At 36.5% G+C, this 18,055-nt stretch carries 17 protein-coding genes and 1 riboswitch; of the genes, 11 read left to right on the forward strand and 6 right to left on the reverse strand.

Features of this window, described 5'->3' with window-relative positions; genetic code table 11:
• Window positions 1-79 precede the first annotated feature (79 nt).
• Complete coding sequence (trhA, locus tag OEV98_RS12975; RefSeq protein ID WP_263073729.1) at window positions 80-727, reverse strand: PAQR family membrane homeostasis protein TrhA; 648 nt, start codon at window positions 725-727, stop codon at window positions 80-82.
• A gap of 176 nt (window positions 728-903) precedes the next feature.
• On the opposite strand from trhA, the gene OEV98_RS12980 reads away from it, so the two are divergent.
• The 3 genes from OEV98_RS12980 to OEV98_RS12990 are packed head-to-tail and all read left to right on the forward strand — an operon-like array spanning window position 904 to window position 3,245.
• Window positions 904-1,476 carry a DUF1836 domain-containing protein gene (locus OEV98_RS12980; RefSeq protein ID WP_263073730.1) on the forward strand — a complete coding sequence of 191 codons (573 nt, stop codon included), beginning with the start codon at window positions 904-906 and terminating at the stop codon, window positions 1,474-1,476.
• Window positions 1,477-1,481: 5 nt separating this feature from the next.
• Complete coding sequence (gene hemG, locus OEV98_RS12985) at window positions 1,482-2,867, forward strand: protoporphyrinogen oxidase (protein ID WP_263073732.1); 1,386 nt, start codon at window positions 1,482-1,484, stop codon at window positions 2,865-2,867.
• A gap of 12 nt (window positions 2,868-2,879) precedes the next feature.
• Window positions 2,880-3,245: a PH domain-containing protein gene (locus tag OEV98_RS12990; RefSeq protein WP_263073733.1), complete on the forward strand. Its 366-nt coding sequence runs from the start codon at window positions 2,880-2,882 to the stop codon at window positions 3,243-3,245.
• 460 nt (window positions 3,246-3,705) lie between these two features.
• On the opposite strand, the gene OEV98_RS12995 is transcribed toward OEV98_RS12990, so the two are convergent.
• Both OEV98_RS12995 and OEV98_RS13000 read right to left on the reverse strand, forming a co-directional pair.
• The gene (locus tag OEV98_RS12995) at window positions 3,706-4,191 is read right to left on the reverse strand and encodes a QueT transporter family protein (protein WP_263073734.1); all 486 of its coding nucleotides are present in this window, start codon (window positions 4,189-4,191) and stop codon (window positions 3,706-3,708) included.
• A gap of 7 nt (window positions 4,192-4,198) precedes the next feature.
• A riboswitch (PreQ1 riboswitch) is annotated at window positions 4,199-4,243 on the reverse strand.
• A 239-nt stretch (window positions 4,244-4,482) separates the two neighbouring features.
• Window positions 4,483-4,851, reverse strand: coding sequence for a hypothetical protein (locus OEV98_RS13000; RefSeq protein ID WP_263073735.1), 369 nt, complete (start codon window positions 4,849-4,851; stop codon window positions 4,483-4,485).
• 331 nt (window positions 4,852-5,182) lie between these two features.
• Here OEV98_RS13000 and OEV98_RS13005 point away from each other — a divergent pair, with 331 nt between their 5' ends.
• Together OEV98_RS13005 and OEV98_RS13010 are read left to right on the forward strand one after the other, a co-directional pair.
• Complete coding sequence (locus OEV98_RS13005) at window positions 5,183-5,944, forward strand: threonine/serine exporter family protein (RefSeq protein ID WP_263073737.1); 762 nt, start codon at window positions 5,183-5,185, stop codon at window positions 5,942-5,944.
• Window positions 5,945-5,958: 14 nt separating this feature from the next.
• The gene (locus OEV98_RS13010; protein WP_263073739.1) at window positions 5,959-6,402 is read left to right on the forward strand and encodes a threonine/serine exporter family protein; all 444 of its coding nucleotides are present in this window, start codon (window positions 5,959-5,961) and stop codon (window positions 6,400-6,402) included.
• 49 nt (window positions 6,403-6,451) lie between these two features.
• On the opposite strand, the gene OEV98_RS13015 is transcribed toward OEV98_RS13010, so the two are convergent.
• A complete protein-coding gene (locus OEV98_RS13015) occupies window positions 6,452-7,867 on the reverse strand; it encodes an amino acid permease (RefSeq protein ID WP_263073740.1) in 1,416 nt (471 codons plus the stop codon).
• A 358-nt stretch (window positions 7,868-8,225) separates the two neighbouring features.
• Between OEV98_RS13015 and OEV98_RS13020 the strand changes: the two genes are divergently transcribed.
• The 6 genes from OEV98_RS13020 (at window position 8,226) to OEV98_RS13045 (ending at window position 15,933) form a co-directional block, all read left to right on the forward strand.
• Window positions 8,226-8,684: a divergent PAP2 family protein gene (locus tag OEV98_RS13020; protein ID WP_263073741.1), complete on the forward strand. Its 459-nt coding sequence runs from the start codon at window positions 8,226-8,228 to the stop codon at window positions 8,682-8,684.
• 1,495 nt (window positions 8,685-10,179) lie between these two features.
• Window positions 10,180-12,915, forward strand: coding sequence for a tetratricopeptide repeat protein (locus OEV98_RS13025; RefSeq protein WP_263073742.1), 2,736 nt, complete (start codon window positions 10,180-10,182; stop codon window positions 12,913-12,915).
• A gap of 158 nt (window positions 12,916-13,073) precedes the next feature.
• Complete coding sequence (locus tag OEV98_RS13030) at window positions 13,074-13,457, forward strand: hypothetical protein (RefSeq protein WP_263073743.1); 384 nt, start codon at window positions 13,074-13,076, stop codon at window positions 13,455-13,457.
• Between the two features lie 232 nt (window positions 13,458-13,689).
• The gene (locus OEV98_RS13035) at window positions 13,690-14,172 is read left to right on the forward strand and encodes a nucleotidyltransferase domain-containing protein (RefSeq protein ID WP_263073744.1); all 483 of its coding nucleotides are present in this window, start codon (window positions 13,690-13,692) and stop codon (window positions 14,170-14,172) included.
• 128 nt (window positions 14,173-14,300) lie between these two features.
• Window positions 14,301-15,125, forward strand: coding sequence for an arginase family protein (locus OEV98_RS13040; RefSeq protein WP_263073746.1), 825 nt, complete (start codon window positions 14,301-14,303; stop codon window positions 15,123-15,125).
• Window positions 15,126-15,210: 85 nt separating this feature from the next.
• The gene (locus OEV98_RS13045; protein WP_263073748.1) at window positions 15,211-15,933 is read left to right on the forward strand and encodes a metallophosphoesterase family protein; all 723 of its coding nucleotides are present in this window, start codon (window positions 15,211-15,213) and stop codon (window positions 15,931-15,933) included.
• A gap of 27 nt (window positions 15,934-15,960) precedes the next feature.
• On the opposite strand, the gene OEV98_RS13050 is transcribed toward OEV98_RS13045, so the two are convergent.
• Window positions 15,961-16,983 (reverse strand): NADH:flavin oxidoreductase/NADH oxidase, encoded by a 1,023-nt coding sequence (locus tag OEV98_RS13050; RefSeq protein WP_263073749.1) that lies wholly within the window; start codon window positions 16,981-16,983, stop codon window positions 15,961-15,963.
• A gap of 205 nt (window positions 16,984-17,188) precedes the next feature.
• Window positions 17,189-17,962: an AAA family ATPase gene (locus OEV98_RS13055; RefSeq protein ID WP_263073750.1), complete on the reverse strand. Its 774-nt coding sequence runs from the start codon at window positions 17,960-17,962 to the stop codon at window positions 17,189-17,191.
• Window positions 17,963-18,055: the final 93 nt, after the last annotated feature.

The raw sequence follows: 18,055 nt of genomic DNA on the forward strand, positions 1-18,055 counted from the left end.
TAACCTTCCATCATTTCTATTGATTTGATGGTGTTTAAAGGATAGCAGGCTTCCCTGTTTTTATGATGATCATGATGGATTATAGTACATATAAAAATACGCTTAAAAAATGTGCCAGACTTCCGAGAAGTATAAATACATGGAAGATTTCGTGGAACCCCATTTGTTTAAACTGTAAAAACTTTGGTTTTGCTCCGTAAATGATTCCTCCAATTGTATACATTGCGCCCCCGATTATTAATAAAGTAATTCCACCAGTTGCAAGTTTTTCTGAAAGGCTTGGGAAGACAAACACAATAATCCAGCCCATTGCAATATAAAGTACAGTTGAAATCCATCTTGGGCAATGAAACCAAACCATTTTAAAGACAATTCCAGCAATGGCAATTGTGGAAATAATGGCAAATAATGTCCAACCTAATGTGCCCTTTAGTGTAATTAAACAAAAAGGTGTATAGGTGCCGGCAATCAGTAAGAATATCATAGAGTGGTCAATTTTTCGAAAAAAGGCAATGACTTTATCCTTTGCAATTACCATATGATAGGTGGCAGAAGCAGAATATAACAAAATCATGCTAATGCCGAAAACGATGACGGCAAAAAGACTAAGCATTGATCCAGCATCCTCTGCTGCTTTAATTACCATTGCTAGTAATGCAAAAAAAGCAAGCACTGCACCAGCCAAATGTGTGAGACTGTTAATTGGTTCACGAATGTAATTCCCCATTATTAATCCTCCTAATACAACATGTAGTTTTCGAAACTACTTATAATAATATAGGAATAACAGAATGTAGTCAATGTTTACTTTCAAAAAATTGTACAGTAAAATGAACGATAGAAACTTACATAAATCCAAAGCTAGAAAGCAGAAAATTAAATAATGATACGAGGAGTATATTTGTGGAAAAAATAGAAGATTTGCTGACTGCATTAAGTTTAGAACAAAATATAACATTAGAGAATATTCCAGACATTGACTTATACATGGATCAAGTAATTCAGCTTTTTGAAAATACATATAATAGTACGAAGCGTGATGAAGAAGAAAAAATATTAACAAAGACGATGATAAATAACTATGCGAAGGGGAAATTATTTTTCCCAATAAAAAATAAAAAGTATTCAAAGGATCATATTATACTAATTAGTCTTATTTATCAGTTGAAAGGAAATATGTCTATAAAGGACATAAAGGTGTTGTTTGAAGGACTAAACGAGAAAATAATGACGAGTGATTTTGCGTTGGAGCATTTTTACAATAGCTATCTTCAACTAGTTAACGAAAATGTGGAAACCTTTAAAAAAGATGTAAAAGATATTGCGGTTGCAACAAAGTCTGAAGTGATAAAATTAGAAGATAAGGACGAGGATTATTTAGAACAGGTGCTATTGATTGCTTCCCTTTCGTACATGAGTAATCTATATCGCCGGGCGGTAGAGAAATTAGTAGATGAAATCATTCAGAAAAGGTGAGGAAAATGCGAAATATATTAATACTAGGTGGGGGAATTACAGGCTTAACTGTACTTTACGAATTGAATAAATGGCGTCAAGCGTCAAACGCGGATGTCCGGTTAATGCTCGCAGAGGCTAGTCCAAAACTTGGTGGGAAAATTCAAACGGTAACGGAAAAAGGATTTATTATGGAAACCGGTGCAGACTCCATCGTCAGTCGGAAAATCGAAAATGGAGGATTATTAGAGGAACTTGGCTTACATACAGAGCAAGTTTATAATTCAGCGGGAATCTCCTATATCTATGTAGATGGTGAACTAAAACAAATCCCTGCAGATGCTATTTTTGGAATACCGACAAGCATTGAATCGTTAGCGACGACTACATTAGTGTCAGCGGAGGGAAAGGTTGCAGCGCTTCAAGATTTTTATGTGACGGATAATCCATTCACCGAAAATGATTCGATTGGAGATTTTCTCGAATATTATTTTGGGAAAGAACTAGTAGAAAAGCAAATTGCACCTGTTTTATCTGGTGTATATTCAGGCAAATTATCCGAGCTATCGATTAAATCAACGATGCCGTATCTTTTAGATTATAAAAATGAATTTGGAAGCATTATTAAAGGATTTTCGGCCAATAAGGAGAAATTTAAATCTGGTGGTAGTAAGAAATTCCTTTCCTTTAAAAACGGGTTGCACACATTAATTGACGGATTAGTGGAACACTCAAAAGGGGCTGAAATTTATACGAATTGGGAAGCAATACGTATGGAACGAGAACAGGACAAGTATCAAGTTACCTTTGCAAATGGGGAAAAGATTGAAGCTGATGAGGTTGTTCTCAGCATTCCACATTCGTCAGCACAAAGATTATTACAATTTGATGGATTGGATACGGACTTTTCTCATTTACAAACGAGTGCACTTATTAGTGTATATTTAGGATTTGCAATACCAGATGAGCGACTACCGTATGATGGAACAGGCTTCATAACTGCAAATCAAGAGGATTTATTCTGTAATGCCTGTACATGGACAAGCAGGAAATGGGAGCATACATCAAATCAAGGCAATTTATTAGTTCGGATGTTTTACAAAAATAGTAATCCGAGATTTTCTGAAATTCAACAGATGAATGAGCAACAACTAGTTAAGGTTGCCTTAACAGATTTTGAGAAAAGTCTCGGGATAAAAGCAGAGCCAATGGTTCACATTGTGACGGATTGGACTGGGAAAATGCCGAAATACCAAATTAATCATGCAGAAACGATTACTGCTCTTGTAACGAAGCTTTCCGTCAATTATCCTGGAGTATATTTGGCAGGAAGCTCCTATTATGGTGTTGGAGTTCCAGACTGTATCGAAAATGGAAAGGAGATTGCCCAAAAAATTATACAATCTCTATAGGAGGTTAGAATAATGGCAGAAATTGATGGAGTTTTAGAATGGACATTTTACGAAGAAGTAAATGTCCCAAAGAATATTGAAGAAATACTAGTGGATGGTGAATATGCTGAAGTAGCCTACCGGACAGTTCGAGATGTTGCGGTTGTTACTAATAAACGTTTTATTATAGCGGACCGTCAAGGGATAACTGGTAAGAAAGTAGAAATCTATACGATTCCATTTAAATCCATCGATATGTATTCCACGGAAAACGGAGGCAGATTGGATTTTAATGCCGAGATAGAATTATGGACGAAAACGGGTAAGTTTAAGCTAAACTTAAATAAAAAGGTGGATATTCGTAAGCTTGATCGGCTAATTGCATCGCATATATTATAGTAGTATAAAAATCGAGTGTATTATTTTACGAAGAAGGGCTCAGCACTACGGTATTGGCAGTGTTGGGTCTTTTTTATAGGCTGTTTACGTATCGATTGCTATTTGTAAAAGAGAGCAGACTGAATACATTTCGTGCATCCATTCGGCGGGAGTTAAGGTTAGCTGCGGGTGACTTACGTCTTTATCATCCGAATTGGTATGCAATATTTATACATAATATTAGATTTAGCATAATGTTTGCTAAGAAGCAGCTCCATATAATATATAAATAGAAAATGAATGTCGGAAGAAAGAAGAATATACATTAGAATTTTATAAGTTGTGTCGAATTTCAGGGATATCCGAAAATTTCCGAGGAAATAAGACAAAGAAAATACAGGACATTGTCGAATTTTCAGTATTCATATAAGGAGCAGGTAATATTTATTACCTGCTCCTTTTTATCAATCATCATATAGAATTACATCATCTTCTCAAATTTCACGCGTGCATCAATAGCCTTCATTAATGGTGCACCGATTGCCATTACGACAAATTCTCCAATGGCTGTAAATAACCAAGTTTCCCAAAAAGGTAACCCGATTGCTAAATTTAGTTCATAGGCAATGATAAACATCATTCCTGAAAAAATCAATGTATTTACAATCATCCGTGCCCACACATTTTTCACGAACGTACTAATTAAAATAGTTAAAGATAGACAAATAATCGAGTGAGCTACACCGAAGTAAAGATCATATGGCAACAGATCAGAAAAAAATAAGTTAGCCAAAAAGACACCAAGAACTATGCCGAAAAAATATTTTTTGTTGAAAACGATGAGATGATTGAACATTTCCGGAATCCGAAACTGTATTTGCGAAAAGGCAATAGGTTGGATAATTCCGGTGATGGCAATATAAAGTGCCGCGATGATTCCATTTACTGCGATAGTTTTAATTTTCATTTTATCCTCTCCCTTAGTTTTTTTACGTGGGATGGTTTCGAACCACGTCGGGAAATTCCCGATGAACAACATTCCTAGTATATAAAATATTTCAGTCGTAAACAAGGAATACTTTTTATTATAGTGCTTGTAAGTCTTTACAATCGGAATGGAAAAATTCAGGTAACCGGAACACCAATACTTAGGAGAAATTAACGTATTTTAAATGAAAATCAACTAAAATTGAGAAAAGACATCGAGAGTGGCCTCTTGATGTCTTTGTCGAAATTCAAGGAAGTTAATTTTACAAAATTAAAATCCGTCTTCTGTTGGACTAAATGGGAAGTTGAAGCGGTTTTCTACTGCACGAAGGCGTTGATTTAATCTTTGGAGACGCCGTGTTTGTTGTTCATTTACTGTGTTTTGTCTTGTGATTTCACCGTTGATTCGTTGTATTTCGCGATTAATGCGTTGGATTTCTCGGTTTAATCTACGAATTTCATCGTTTTGTCTTGTTAATTCCTCTGTTTGTCGTTGACTTTGTCTTTCTAGCTGGGTCATCCGACGCTCTAATGAGGAAGTTTGTCGGACGGAATCTGTAGGAATAATATTTTCTTGCCCGTAAGGATGTCCTTCAAAATATGGAACTGGCATTGGTGGATAATATCCATATGGAAGCATGTGTAGAATCTCTCCTCTTTGTTAATATTAGTGAAAATTCCCTATAAAATATGACTATCGTAAAGAAATGACCGGGCGATGTACCTATGTCTTTTCGTTTCTTTTTCATTTATAGAAAAGTAGGGTGTTTTCTCCTTGGCTATCTTGATTTTTATAGGATAATGACCAATAGACGATATATTTGTAAATTTTCTATTATTTTATTTTCTATAGTATCCATTGCATCTTGTTTAGGAAATGAATTAAACTGAATATCGATAAAGAGGACTTCTTCACTTGTTTTTACTTAATCATACATAGATAAATTTAGCTTGGATTGTGGTGGATATCGGTGGATAAATTATTGGAAAGAAATTATGAAATCAGTGAGGTTTGCTTGCTTGCTGGTAAAATCATATTGGAAAATGGAGCGGAAACGTATCGAGTAGAGGATACAATGGTACGGATTGCGTCTGCTTTTGGTGTAGAAAGTGCAGATAGTTATGTAACCCCGACAGCGATTATTTTTACTATTGAAGGGGATTATCCGACAAAAACAAAAATGAAACGGATCGTAAAACGAACAACTGATTTAAATAAAGTAGCCATTGTGAATCATATCTCTCGGGAGATTTCTGCAGGAAATTTAACGATTGAACAAGCATACGAGCAATTATCGGTGGCCGAGAAAACGAACTTCACCTACCCGTTTTGGTTGCAGGTTTTAGCGGCTGCAATTTCTAGTGCATGCTTTGTAATTATGTTTAATGGCGGATGGATTGACTTTCTTCCCGCATTTTTTGCAGGAGGAGTTGGTTATTTCTTCTTTCTCTTTATTGATCGCCATGTACATGTCCGATTTTTCTCAGAGTTTTCGGCTTCCTTAATTATTGGGATATGTGCAGTTTTAGTAGTGCACTACGGATTTGGTAGGGCAGTAGACAAAATTATTATTGGCTCTGTCATGCCGCTTGTTCCTGGACTTGTCATAACAAATGCGATACGTGATTTAATGGCAGGGCATTTAGTGTCAGGCTTAACGAAAGGCTCTGAGGCAGTATTAACAGCATTTGCAATTGGATCAGGGATAGCCGTTATATTAGCAATTTTTTAAAGGATGTGAATGATTTGCTCGCACAACTAGTCACAAGCTTTATTGCAACAAGTGGTTTTGGAATCATCTTCAATGTACCGAAGCAAGCGTTAATAAAATGTGGATTTGTCGGTATGGTAGGTTGGCTGATTTATTATTATTTAGTCGAGCAAACGATGGATTCTGTACCGGCGAGTTTTATCGCTGCGTTTTTCATCGCGGTAATTAGCCATGTTTTTGCAAGAAAATATAAAACACCAGTAATCATATTTACCGTTGGTGGCATCATCCCACTAGTTCCTGGTGGTTTGGCATATGATGCGATGCGATATTTTGTGCTTAATGATTATAATATGGCCATTCAATTAGCAGCAAAAGTATTAATGATAGCCGGTGCAATTGCGATCGGGATTGTTTTTTCAGAAGTATTTAATCAAGTATATCGAAATATTATGGTTCATTTACGGAAAAATGCTTAAAAAAGCCACTGTACCTGTTCAAGGCAGTGGCTTCATGTATGTCCAACTATTATTTTTTTTCATCTGCTTTTAGGTGATTTTGTGCAATCACCTTTTTCGCAAAGATTATTCCACTGAGCAGCAATGCGATGCCTAGTAAAAAAGTTTTCATATCTGCAGTTCCGGCTATCATTACCCAACAAGAATAAATGCTTGCCAACGCTGCGATGATTGCATCATGAATCCGTGATTTTCGATGGTCGTATGTTTCACCAGTCCATACTAATTTTAATTGAAAAACAGATGCGATAAAATACGGTAGTAAATACGATAATGTTGCGATATAGATTACAAAGTCAAATGCCTGTGATATCGAATTAGAGATAGTTGAAAAGATAAATAATTGTCCAAGTCCATTCGAAACAATAAGCGAAAATACTGGCATTCCTTTTTTATTTTCTTTTAAAAATGCTGGAAGAAAGAGTCCTTGTTTTGCTGCTTGATATGGCACCTCCGCGCTTAATAGTATCCAACCGATAGTGGAGCCTAGTAAGCTAATTAAGCCAATTCCAGCTAAAATTTGTCCGCCGATAGGTCCTAATACTTTTTCAATTGCATCAATTAATGGTTTTTCTGATTGAATAAGTTCATTTTGTGGAAGTAACCCCATAACAAGAATACTGATGCCAAGATAAATGGCTAAAGAAATAATAAGTCCGATAATGGTTGCTCTTTTTACATCAACTTGCTTTCTCGCCCGAGAAGCAAAGACCATTGCAGATTCAATCCCAATAAATGCCCATAATGTTGCTAATGCTGCGGAATTGATTTGCCCTAATAAGCTGATGGAGGTTCCATCATTCGTAGTTCTTGGTGCATCCATTGGAACAATATTTGCTTTTTCAAATGCGAATAAACTGATGATAATAAATAGGAAGAATCCAATAACTTTTGCAGCGGTAGTGATGAAATTTAGTTTACCAGCACCTTCGAGTCCACGTAACACGATAAAATGTATTCCCCATAATAAAACCGTACAAAGAATGAAGGTTAATCCATTTCCGACATTTACACTAAAATCACCAATCATAAACCAAGGCTGTTCACTTAAAAAGATCGGGAAGAATGTCGATAAATAGCTTGCAAACGTTGTAATGATAGCGACATTTCCAGCAAAGTTTCCAATCCAATAGCCCCAGGAAGCCATAAATCCGGACAATATTGATATTTTAGATCCTTTAGGGAAAAGTTCTTTTGCATAAATTTGCGGACCGCCAGATAGCTCTGGTTTCCGAAGTGCTAAATTACCGAATACAAGGGCAATCATTAGCACACCGATACCAGTGAATATCCAGGCGCTAATTACACCTAATGGATTTGCAGCCTCAGATAATGATCTTGGGAGCATAAAGATACCCGAACCAACCATGTTTCCGACCACTAACGAAGTTAATATCCATAAACTAAGTTTGTTATTCTTTTGCATGTAAAATCTCCTTTATTCAATGGATATATATTGTGATTTTTATTGTTAAAATTGTGTATTTTTATTCTTTACAGTGGATAAATTCCCTAAGAAAGACAATATAAATAGACTAGTGATTTTTTTTTGCGCTGTCAATGGAAATAATTATATTAAGATAACAATTTCCGGAAATGTGAACATTTTTTTATACATAAATTTTGATTGAATATTCAATATGGTAGAGAAAAGTAATTTTCCCTAAAGTAGACGATTTTTTTGAATTTTGCGAGGGGAAAATCGCTGGAAATCTGTATAGAATGTCTTCAATCCTATGCATAATTCTACTATCGTTTATGAACAATAACGAAGAGGTGGTTGAATGAATAAGCCAATAAAAACTGCACTTTTGACAATAGGACTTGCCCAATTTCTAAAAATACCATTAAAGAAAATGACGACGGGAAAATGGGAATGGGACACGTTTTTTGAAACGGGAGGGATGCCTAGTTCGCATTCCGCTGGTGTTGCATCTCTTGCTACATATATTGCCTTAAAACGAGGAATGCGAACCGTCGACTTTTCCTTAGCAACGATTTTTGGTTTGCTCGTCATGTACGATGCCCAAGGAGTCAGACGGCAAGCGGGAGAAATTTCGATTAAATTAAACGATTTAGAGGAAGAAGTCGAGCGACTGGCAGGTCAGCAGGATCATCATTACCATGATCGAAAATCGAAAAGATTAAAGGAAATATTAGGACATCAACCAGAGGAAGTCGTCGGTGGAGCATTGTTAGGAATTGCTACTGGAGCATTAGCCTATACATTGTTGGAGGATTAGTTTGGAGAATGGATGTACGGGAGAATAGGTTAGAAGTGAACCGAAATTATGGTAGATAGATGATATCATAGGGAAAGTGACAAGGAAAAACGAGTGAAATCCGATTGATGGTGGTCGTCAACAGGAAAGAGAGCAGAAAAAACGAGTGAAATCCGTTTGATAGGGGTAGTCAACAGGAAAGTGAGCAGGAAAAACGAGTGAAATCCATTTGATAGGGGTAGTCAACAGGAAAGTGAGCAAGAAATTAAAGCGAAATCCTATTGATAGTGATCATCCAAAGGAAAGTGAGCAGGAAAAACGAGTGAAATCCGTTTGATGGTGATCATCAACAGGAAAGTGAGCAAGAAAAACGAGTGAAATCCGTTTGACAGGGCTCCTCAACACGAAAGTGAGCAAAAAATTCGAGTGAAATCCGTTTGATGGTGATCAGCCAAAGGAAAGTGAGCAGGAAAAGCGAGTGAAATCCTATTGATAGAGATCCTCAACAGGAAAGTGAGCAAGAAAAACGAGTGAAATCCGATTGATGGTAATCATCAACAGGAAAGTGAGCAAGAAAAACGAGTGAAATCCGATTGATGGTGATCAGCCAAAGGAAAGTGAGCAGGAAAAACTAGTGAAATCCGTTTGATAAAGCTCCTCAACGCGAAAGTGAGCAAAAAATTCGAGTGAAATCCGATTGATGGTGATCATCAAAAGGAAAGTGAGTAGGACAAACGAGTAAAATCCTATTGATAGAGATCCTCAACAGGAAAGTGAGCAAGAAAAATGAGTGAAATCCGATTGACAGGGCTCCTCAACACGAAAGTGAGCAAAAAATTCGAGTAAAATCCTATTGATAGAGATCCTCAACAGGAAAGTGAGCAAGAAAAATGAGTGAAATCCATTTGACAGGGCCGTCAACAGGAAAGTGAGTAAAAAATTCGAGTAAAATCCAATTGATGGTGGCCGTCAACAGGAAAGTGAGCAAGAAATTAAAGCAAAATCCTATTGATAGTGATCATCCAAAGGAAAGTGAGTAGGAAAAACGAGTGAAATCCGTTTGATAAAGCTCCTCGACAGGAAAGTGTACTAAAAAATAAACCGAAATCCGTTGAATAAAGCCTATCATCATCAAAAGACAAACCATTTCCCCAAAAAGAGCCAGCACCTAGAACAGCCTAGGTGTTTTTTGTCATCTCCATCTTACTTTATTACAAAACTATACCTGATTGTTGTCAAATTGAAAGGAAATTGCAAAGGGAACGATATAATGTTTTGTTACGATATATCATATCCACCTGTGTGCCTAATCACGAACTAATATTATCATTCTGTAATAAATATCTTCAGGTGAATATTAATTTTTTCAACAAATTTCTACAAGAAAATGAAAAAATTTGTGGTATTTTAAAAAAAACTATTTTCTTATTGTTGTAGTTAAACAGCTTAAGTGTTGAGCATGCTTTAAAGTAATAGCAACAATCTATAAGAATTCTAAAAAGTAAAGGTGATGAACATGACAATTGAGGATAAGTTAATTACGAAATCCTATTACGAGTTATTAATAAATCAAAACGAAAAAAAGCATCCGATTGAACAATTAGGTGAACTATTTTTAGAAGAGCAAAAGCAAGAAATTCCAGATGCATCTTTTATTCGTTATTCCCAAGGGGAAGTCTATTTTCATAATCGCGACTATGAAGCAGCAATTTACAAATGGGAAAATGTACATAACGAATTGAAAGCATGGGCAAGCAAAAATAGTGCGGATGCCTATATGGAACTTGAGCTTTTTACTACAGCTGAGGAGCTTTATAAATCCATTCAAACCGACTCCCTCGTATTGCGTACTGAAGTGATGCTTCAATTATTTTCTCTCTACCTAAAACAAGAAAACTTCCAGCAGGCAGACAAGGTAATTAAAGAAACGGTCGCATTAAATCCTAGTTATCCAGATGTTACAACGATAGCCCATCGCTTTTATGAGCAACAAAAGGATTGGCAAAGTGCGATTGATTTGGCAATTGAAGAAGGAATCCGGACAGAATCATTAAACTGGTTTGAAATTTTAAAATCATATGTCCACAAAGGATATACGAAAGATTTAGCTCCAAATTATTTCCATGATTCCTTTGTAACGATAGCACAGCAGGATCTAGACTTTTTGGAGCAGTTTATTGTTGCACTTGATAAAACCTATCAAGAGAAGGAATTGTATTTTGAATGGATAAAGCAATTGAATCAATTTTTCCTACATACGATGCTGGATGAGCAGTATGTTTGGATGGAGCTACCATTCCTATATCAGTCGATTGTTGCGGAATTACTAAGTGGAAAATATTTCATTCGAGAAATAGCAGAAATTGTTCCAGATGTGTTAACTGTATGGGTGAAGCTTGTGAAACCAACGGAAGGTGTTATCCCAGCTGCGGCAATTTTTGCTTGGAATGAAATGATGCCAAGTACGATGGATCAAGAAACGATTCGAACAGCAGAGCACATCATCTTTCATGCAGAAAATGATGTCGATGTATTGGAAAAAAGTCAACAGCTTTGCCAAATGGTGATGGATTGGGCGGCAGAAAATCAGTTGGAAATTAGTGGACGATTACAGTTTTTAAGTAATCAACTTTTAGAATCGGAGCGCCAACATATTGGTATCATTAGTATGGCTGGATCGGATAAATCGTTATTTATCAATTCCTTGCTTAATGAGCCATTATTACAGGAAGCACCATCCTCTGTCATGTCCTTGTATACCTTCGGAGAGAGCGTGAATATTACCGAGTATAAGGATAGTGCGATAAGAGAGATTACGACATTAGAGGAATACACGCAAATCGCCACACAACGAAGACGCTCGCTTGATATATTAATGGATGTTCAGCTTCCTAATCGTTGGTTGGCGAACGAAGCAATTGGTTTGCTTGATACTCCTGATTTGAGTGGTGCGCGGACAACATTACCACATCTAGATGATTATTTCTATTTTGTCGATTCCCTTCTCTACGTTTTAGATGAGGACGGAAATTTAACAGATAAAGAAATAGAAGTAATTCACCATATTAAGAAAAACTATCCGGGTATCCCACTTCATTTTGTCGTAATGAATTGGAATCAGCCAGAACAAGCCGATAGTATGCTGACAAATGTATTATTAAATGAAGTAGTGCCTAATGAAACACCATATCAATATTTTGACACAGAAGCTTATCGTAGAGGGCTATACGAGCTTCTTCAATCAACATGGAAGGTGGAGTATAATCCGAGTGCACGTTTGAAGAAATATTTATATATATTGAAGAAAATGATGGCGGGTCTTTTAGAGCAACGAGTAAAAATGGAAAATAATTTAGCAGAGGCGATTCAAAGCAAAGAAGATTTACTAGCAAGGGTAAACGGAGCTATTCATCAATTGGAAGATCTCGAGCGTGAAAAAATAGATATGATTTCTCAAAGCTATATATTAGTGAGAGAAGAAATTAAAAAGGAAATTGTAAAGAAACTGCCGAAGCTACTCCAAGAGTGCTCCACTTCTATTGATGAATCCAGTGATTTCAGTAAAATTCATCAGGAATTAAACAAAGAAATGAACAAAAAAATTGGCAGCTTTATTAATACGAAAATCTTACCAGATTTTCTCGAACGGATTAATGAATGGTTACTCCTATCCAAAGGAGAACTTCAGCATAGTAAACATTTCTTAGAGGAAATTAGTGAAGGCTTTAATGCAATGATGGGCACAGAAACATTACAGCTTCCATGTGATTTTAAAGTAGTAGAGGATTGGCAACGAGATATCGATCGCCTAACGAGTAGAATATATGTACCGAAAGAAAATATTTTGTTACGATTTACTCCTTCTCAAGTATTGCTAAAAAGTGCCGGTAAACTTTTAAATGCCTTTTCGCAAAATAAATCAATGCTTGCTAAACGGTATAAGAGCTTTATAGAATCAGAAGATTATTTGGAGGTAGCTCAATCGGTTGCAGATAACTTTGTCGCTCCATTTGTTATTTTAGAGCAAGGACTGGAGCGGGATGTGACAATATTCTTCAAGGAATCCTTTAGTACATTGAAGAATTTAGTGGAGGATACGAAGGAAGAGGTAGCAAATCGGAAAATGGAAATGGAAAAACTGAAAGAAAATCCAGAGGCGTTCCGTGATCCATTAACGATTTTTGAAATCATTCTACTGCAATATAAATATATTTTAGAAGCAAAGGAAATGGTGAAGATAGGGGAATATTAATTACGAGATCTTATCCATCTTTTGCTAATGTTGACGAAAGAGGGCAAATCGTCCTCTTTTTGTTTTGTCTTCATAGTAGTGAACTTGTCCAAAACCTATGTTCTATTTTTCTATAACACTCATAAGCTGTATAGAGAAAAGGATAGGGGGAATCGATAATGGACGGTGTGCTCATTACCGAGGCAATGGTGGAACGTTATCATGAACTAAATAAACAGGCGAAGGAATTAGAGAAAGAATTATCCAAGCTGAAAAAGTCATTTAATCTTTATTTTGATTTGACAGTTGGGCAAAATGAAAAAGGCGAGCTTGCCTTTGAAAATTATGTGCTCCAGCGGCAAATTCGTACATCGGAAAAATTTCGGGAAGAGGCAGTTCAAAAATTAGAAGAGATGCGCTTAACGGATTGTATAAAAGTAGAGAAAAAAGTTGATGAGGAAAAAGTAAACGCGGCAATTACGCTTGGAATTATTCCAGCTGATTCATTATCTGACTTGAAGGATAGAAAGCATTCGTCAGCAATTTACGTAAGAGAGCTTTAAATTATCCAAAATGACCAGTGCACGTATGAAAAATCGAAAAGGCAACTGTAATCGAGTATAAAATCGCGATGGTTTTATACTCGATTTTTATAGGGGGGATAAAAATATGTTAAAATTAACAGGATGGAAAATTGCTAGTTTTCAATTAATAGTTTTCCGATATTTTTTAGCACATGGAATAATAACCAAACTGCTTTAATTTTAAGGAAACGGAGAAATAGCGGAGGTGAATATGAATAATAACAAGTTCGAAGAGTTTATAAAAATTACGAAAAAGCTGAATAAGATACAGATTATTCCGTTGCTGATGGGTTCTGTAGGTTTAGAAGTGGTCACTGGAAAGAGCTGGGAATCACAAGATTTAGATATCCATGTACCTGGTGATAAAAGAGGATGGGAAGTGCCACCTGAATTATCGATTCATAACTGGACCGAAATTGTGGAAATCATGCATTTGCTATCGTATCGTCTCATCGATTTACATGAGCATGAGTTCAGGAAGGATGGATTATCCGTCGAGTTTGGAATTATTGACACGTTACCAGACTTCGCTGGTGTCCCTTTAGAGGATTTAGAGTTACATGAAAAACGAAATGCAATGTATTATTTATTAAATCCGAAGCAATATTTATCTGTTTATGAGGCTTCCTCTCTGGATAGTTATCGAGCAGATAAAAATAATGGGAAAGATAGTAGAAAAATAGATTTCTTGTAACGTAGGATCTATGATTGAAGGAACTTCACACGATTGTTAAGCCTCTTTAAGCAGGAATGGCACATAAAAATAGCAAATCTTTTATAATAGAATGATAGGTACATATCAATTATAGGAGAGGATTAAGAATGAGTTATTCTGTTGATGAGATTACATTTTTAAACTTCGATTATAGTTTAACAGAGCAAAAAAATCTTCATAAATTCCCACACCATTGGATTGACTGTTCACATATTCTCCATACTAACGGCTATTGTGAAGCTGCTTCTTTATCCGAAATTCGCAAAAAATTACATGCTGGTGGGACAGGTAATCTTGTCTTTATTGGCAACGGTAATTATCATTACGTTTCCTATTTATTACTAGAAAGAATAACGTTGCCCTTTTCTCTCATATTATTTGACCATCATTCCGATATGATGGATGCCAGTCAGCCATTAATCTCCTGTGGCTCCTGGGTTGCTCACGCTCTCCGCGATCTTCCGTTATTACAAAAGGTAGTTATTATTGGAGTCAACGAAACCGATGCAAAAATCTTCGTAGAAAACCGGCAGGGAGCTAACGATAGGATTTATATGATCTCTGAGCATAAGCTCCATAGCCATTCACTTCATGAAATAATGTCAGAGGTAGGAGCCTTTTTAGGAGCGGAATTAAATATATATGTGAGTATTGATAAGGATGTCCTTTTTCGGACAGAAGCGATGACTAATTGGGATCAAGGGACGATGTCATTAGTGCAATTATTATTTTTACTTGAAAAATTTATGAATAAATATCAAGTGTTAGGATTGGATGTTTGTGGAGAATATATTTTTAATGATCACAATCATTTTCAGGCGATAACGGGCGAACATATAAAGATGAATGAAATAGTAAATAGGTCATTGATTGATTTGGTGACGAATCTATCAGATACTCGGGAAGAACAGGAGCAAATTGTACACCACTAAAACGTTGTCTTTTCATTATCTTCCGTTTTCTTTGTCAAATTGCTATGATGAATAAAAATGATGTATTTTATCAGGGGGAATTGTTTTGAAAATCGCATTTATTTCTGACATTCACGGTAATGCTGTTGCATTAGAAGCAGTGTTAGCAGATATTAAAACACAAGAAGTAGATAAAATATTCGTGCTTGGTGATATTTGCTTCCGTGGACCAGAACCGAAGAGGTCTTTGCAATTAATTCAGCAGCTACATACCGATGTAGTGAAAGGCAATGCGGATGAATGGGTAGTCCGCGGAATACAAAAGGGAGAGGTTCCCGACCAAGCGTTTGCAATGATGGCGAAAGAACGAGAGTGGATTAAAGCAAAATTAAGCGAGGAAGATATTGCTTATTTGGATAGTTTACCACAGGATGTTACGTTTTCGGTGAATGATTCCATTAGTATTCATGCTTTTCATGCGACACCGAATAGTTTATTTGATGCAGTTTTGCCAGATGCAGCAGATGACACATTAAAGGAAATGTTCATGCAAAATTCTGATGCATCAGTGTATGTATATGGCCATATCCATAAGTCATATGTTCGCTATATAGAAGGTATAATAGTAATCAATATAGGTAGTGTTGGTTTACCGTTTGATGGAGTGGCGATGGCGTCTTATGGTCTGTTGGAAATCCATGAACAAAAGGTCCAAGTTGCTATCCGCAGAGTTGGCTATGATAGAGAAAAAGTTATTTCACTATATCAAACAAGTGATTATCCAAATGGAGAAATGATGAGTAAAATAATCAAAACAGGTAGCCAATGATGGCTACCTGTTCGTTTTAATGTGTTGTTATCGAATGCTGTAGGCTGGTGCTACTGGTTTAGGAGTAAGAGGTTGTCCACCTAAAGCAATGGATGCCTCTGAAGCCCAGAAAGGATTGCCAAGCATTCCTCGTCCAACTGCTACTAAGTCTGTTTTACCTTCCCGTATTGCAGCATCACTAAATTTCGGATCCTCCATCCTACCTACGGCGATGGTAGGAACTTGGACAGCTTCTTTAATGGCTGTTGCCAATTCTAATTGATATCCTTGACCTGCAAAGGATGGACCATTGGTACTTTCTCCACCAGAGGAAACGTGGAAAATGTCTACTCCAGCTTCTTTATATTGCTTCGCAAGCTCAATGGAATAATTAATATCATAGCCTTCTTCGGCATATTCTACTGCAGAAAGTCGCATAATTAATGGCATGGATTCAGGCATTACACGTCGAGCAGCTTGAATAATTTCTATTCCAAATTGTGCTTTATTGGCACCATATACATCGTTTCGTTTATTTGTAAGCGGGGATTGGAATTGGTGAATTAAATAGCCATGTGCACCGTGAATTTCAATGGTATCCACTCCAGCTTTAACGGCACGTTCAAAGGCAGCCTCAAACTTTTGCACCATTACCTTGACTTCTTCTGTTGATAATTCTCTTGGTTGCTTGTAACGGTCGGAAAAGCGAATAGCAGAGGAAGAAACAGGCTGTGCAGCATCTTCTGCCTTTCTTCCAGCATGGGCAATTTGAATACCTACCTTTGTGCCATAGCTTTGGCATACTTTGATGATTCTTTGGAATGCAGGTATTTGTTCATCTGACCACAATCCTAGATCAAAATCGGTAATTCTCCCATCAGGTTCGACATCTGTCATTTCCATAATGATTAGTCCAGCACCACCAACGGCTCTACTTGTGTAATGGGTAAAATGCCAATCATTTGGTATTCCGTCTTTTGCAGTTACGGAGTATTGGCACATAGGTGGCATGACGATACGATTTTTTAATTTTAAACCTTTCCATTCGAATGGTTCTAATAATGAAGTCATGTAAAACATCCTTTCTGCTTACATTAGTAAAGATAGTTCAGTTTTACACCCAATAAATTATGCAGTCAAATAAAGTGACTTATTTCACTGGGAATTTGTGTAAAAAATAACGTAGAGTTCCATTGACAAGCCTACCTGAATTTCGGTTTGCCAGCAGTAATCAACTGGCTTTCTTCTTGCCTGTAAAAATAAATGAACAGGAAGATTATAAATGTCTGATAAATCGTTCCGGATTTTCTAAAAATAATTTCGTCAGTTGAACGTGTTCAAGATCTTGATAGTCCTTCTTTTCAAAGTATCCAGAATCTAGTTCATAAATATCTGCATTTGGTAATGCCATAATGATTGGCGAATGTGTGGCGATAATAAATTGTGCACCATCTTTTATCATCTCCATAATCATAGAAAGAAGCGCAATTTGTTTCATTGGTGAAAGGGGTGCTTCTGGCTCATCCAAAATATAGAGCCCATTTGGACGGAAGCGTGCCTGAAATAAGTCTAAGAAGCTTTCTCCGTGGGAGCGGGTGTCCAATCCATTACCATACAATTGATTCAATTCACCGATTGTCCGCGCATATGGCAAAACCTCTAAACTATGTGGAGATCGCTCGCGAATTTCTTTTAGCTTTTCTTCGGCATCCTTTTTAATTTGAGCAGAATTTCGGATAAAATTAATAAAATCATCTGCACGGAAAAAGAACCCATTTTTCGATTTTATCGACCAGCCCAATTTAAATTTTTCACCTAATGTAATGGCATGCATAAATGATTTATCTAATGTTTCCCCACTAATGAGGATCATACTCGCACTGGAAGCTAATGCTTCTAAAAAGGTCGACTTACCGGTTCCATTTTCTCCAACAAGAATGGTTATTGGTTTTTCAAATGTTAAGCTTGTAAAATTTTGAATTAAAGGCAAACTAAATGGATATGAATGTTCTGTTATATTTTCCATTAATTGCACGGATTTTAGCTGCACATAGCTTCACTCCTAGTCGGGTATTGTTACACATATTGTACATGAAGACAGTAAATTTGGAAAAATTAATAAGAGATTCCGTTGTAAATGACA

Origin of the sequence: Perspicuibacillus lycopersici (genome assembly GCF_025660475.1) — a bacterium.
In the GTDB taxonomy this organism is placed as follows: Bacteria; Bacillota; Bacilli; order Bacillales; family Caldibacillaceae; genus Perspicuibacillus; species Perspicuibacillus lycopersici.

What these genes read in the sequence shown, in the direction of transcription:
- trhA (WP_263073729.1), bottom strand. Translation starts at nt 727, where the DNA reads ATGGGGAATTACATTCGTGAACCAATTAACAGTCTCACACATTTGGCT.
- hemG (WP_263073732.1), top strand. Translation starts at nt 1,482, where the DNA reads ATGCGAAATATATTAATACTAGGTGGGGGAATTACAGGCTTAACTGTA.
- OEV98_RS12990 (WP_263073733.1), top strand. Translation starts at nt 2,880, where the DNA reads ATGGCAGAAATTGATGGAGTTTTAGAATGGACATTTTACGAAGAAGTA.
- OEV98_RS12995 (WP_263073734.1), bottom strand. Translation starts at nt 4,191, where the DNA reads ATGAAAATTAAAACTATCGCAGTAAATGGAATCATCGCGGCACTTTAT.
- OEV98_RS13000 (WP_263073735.1), bottom strand. Translation starts at nt 4,851, where the DNA reads ATGCTTCCATATGGATATTATCCACCAATGCCAGTTCCATATTTTGAA.
- OEV98_RS13015 (WP_263073740.1), bottom strand. Translation starts at nt 7,867, where the DNA reads ATGCAAAAGAATAACAAACTTAGTTTATGGATATTAACTTCGTTAGTG.
- OEV98_RS13020 (WP_263073741.1), top strand. Translation starts at nt 8,226, where the DNA reads ATGAATAAGCCAATAAAAACTGCACTTTTGACAATAGGACTTGCCCAA.
- OEV98_RS13025 (WP_263073742.1), top strand. Translation starts at nt 10,180, where the DNA reads ATGACAATTGAGGATAAGTTAATTACGAAATCCTATTACGAGTTATTA.
- OEV98_RS13030 (WP_263073743.1), top strand. Translation starts at nt 13,074, where the DNA reads ATGGACGGTGTGCTCATTACCGAGGCAATGGTGGAACGTTATCATGAA.
- OEV98_RS13035 (WP_263073744.1), top strand. Translation starts at nt 13,690, where the DNA reads ATGAATAATAACAAGTTCGAAGAGTTTATAAAAATTACGAAAAAGCTG.
- OEV98_RS13040 (WP_263073746.1), top strand. Translation starts at nt 14,301, where the DNA reads ATGAGTTATTCTGTTGATGAGATTACATTTTTAAACTTCGATTATAGT.
- OEV98_RS13050 (WP_263073749.1), bottom strand. Translation starts at nt 16,983, where the DNA reads ATGACTTCATTATTAGAACCATTCGAATGGAAAGGTTTAAAATTAAAA.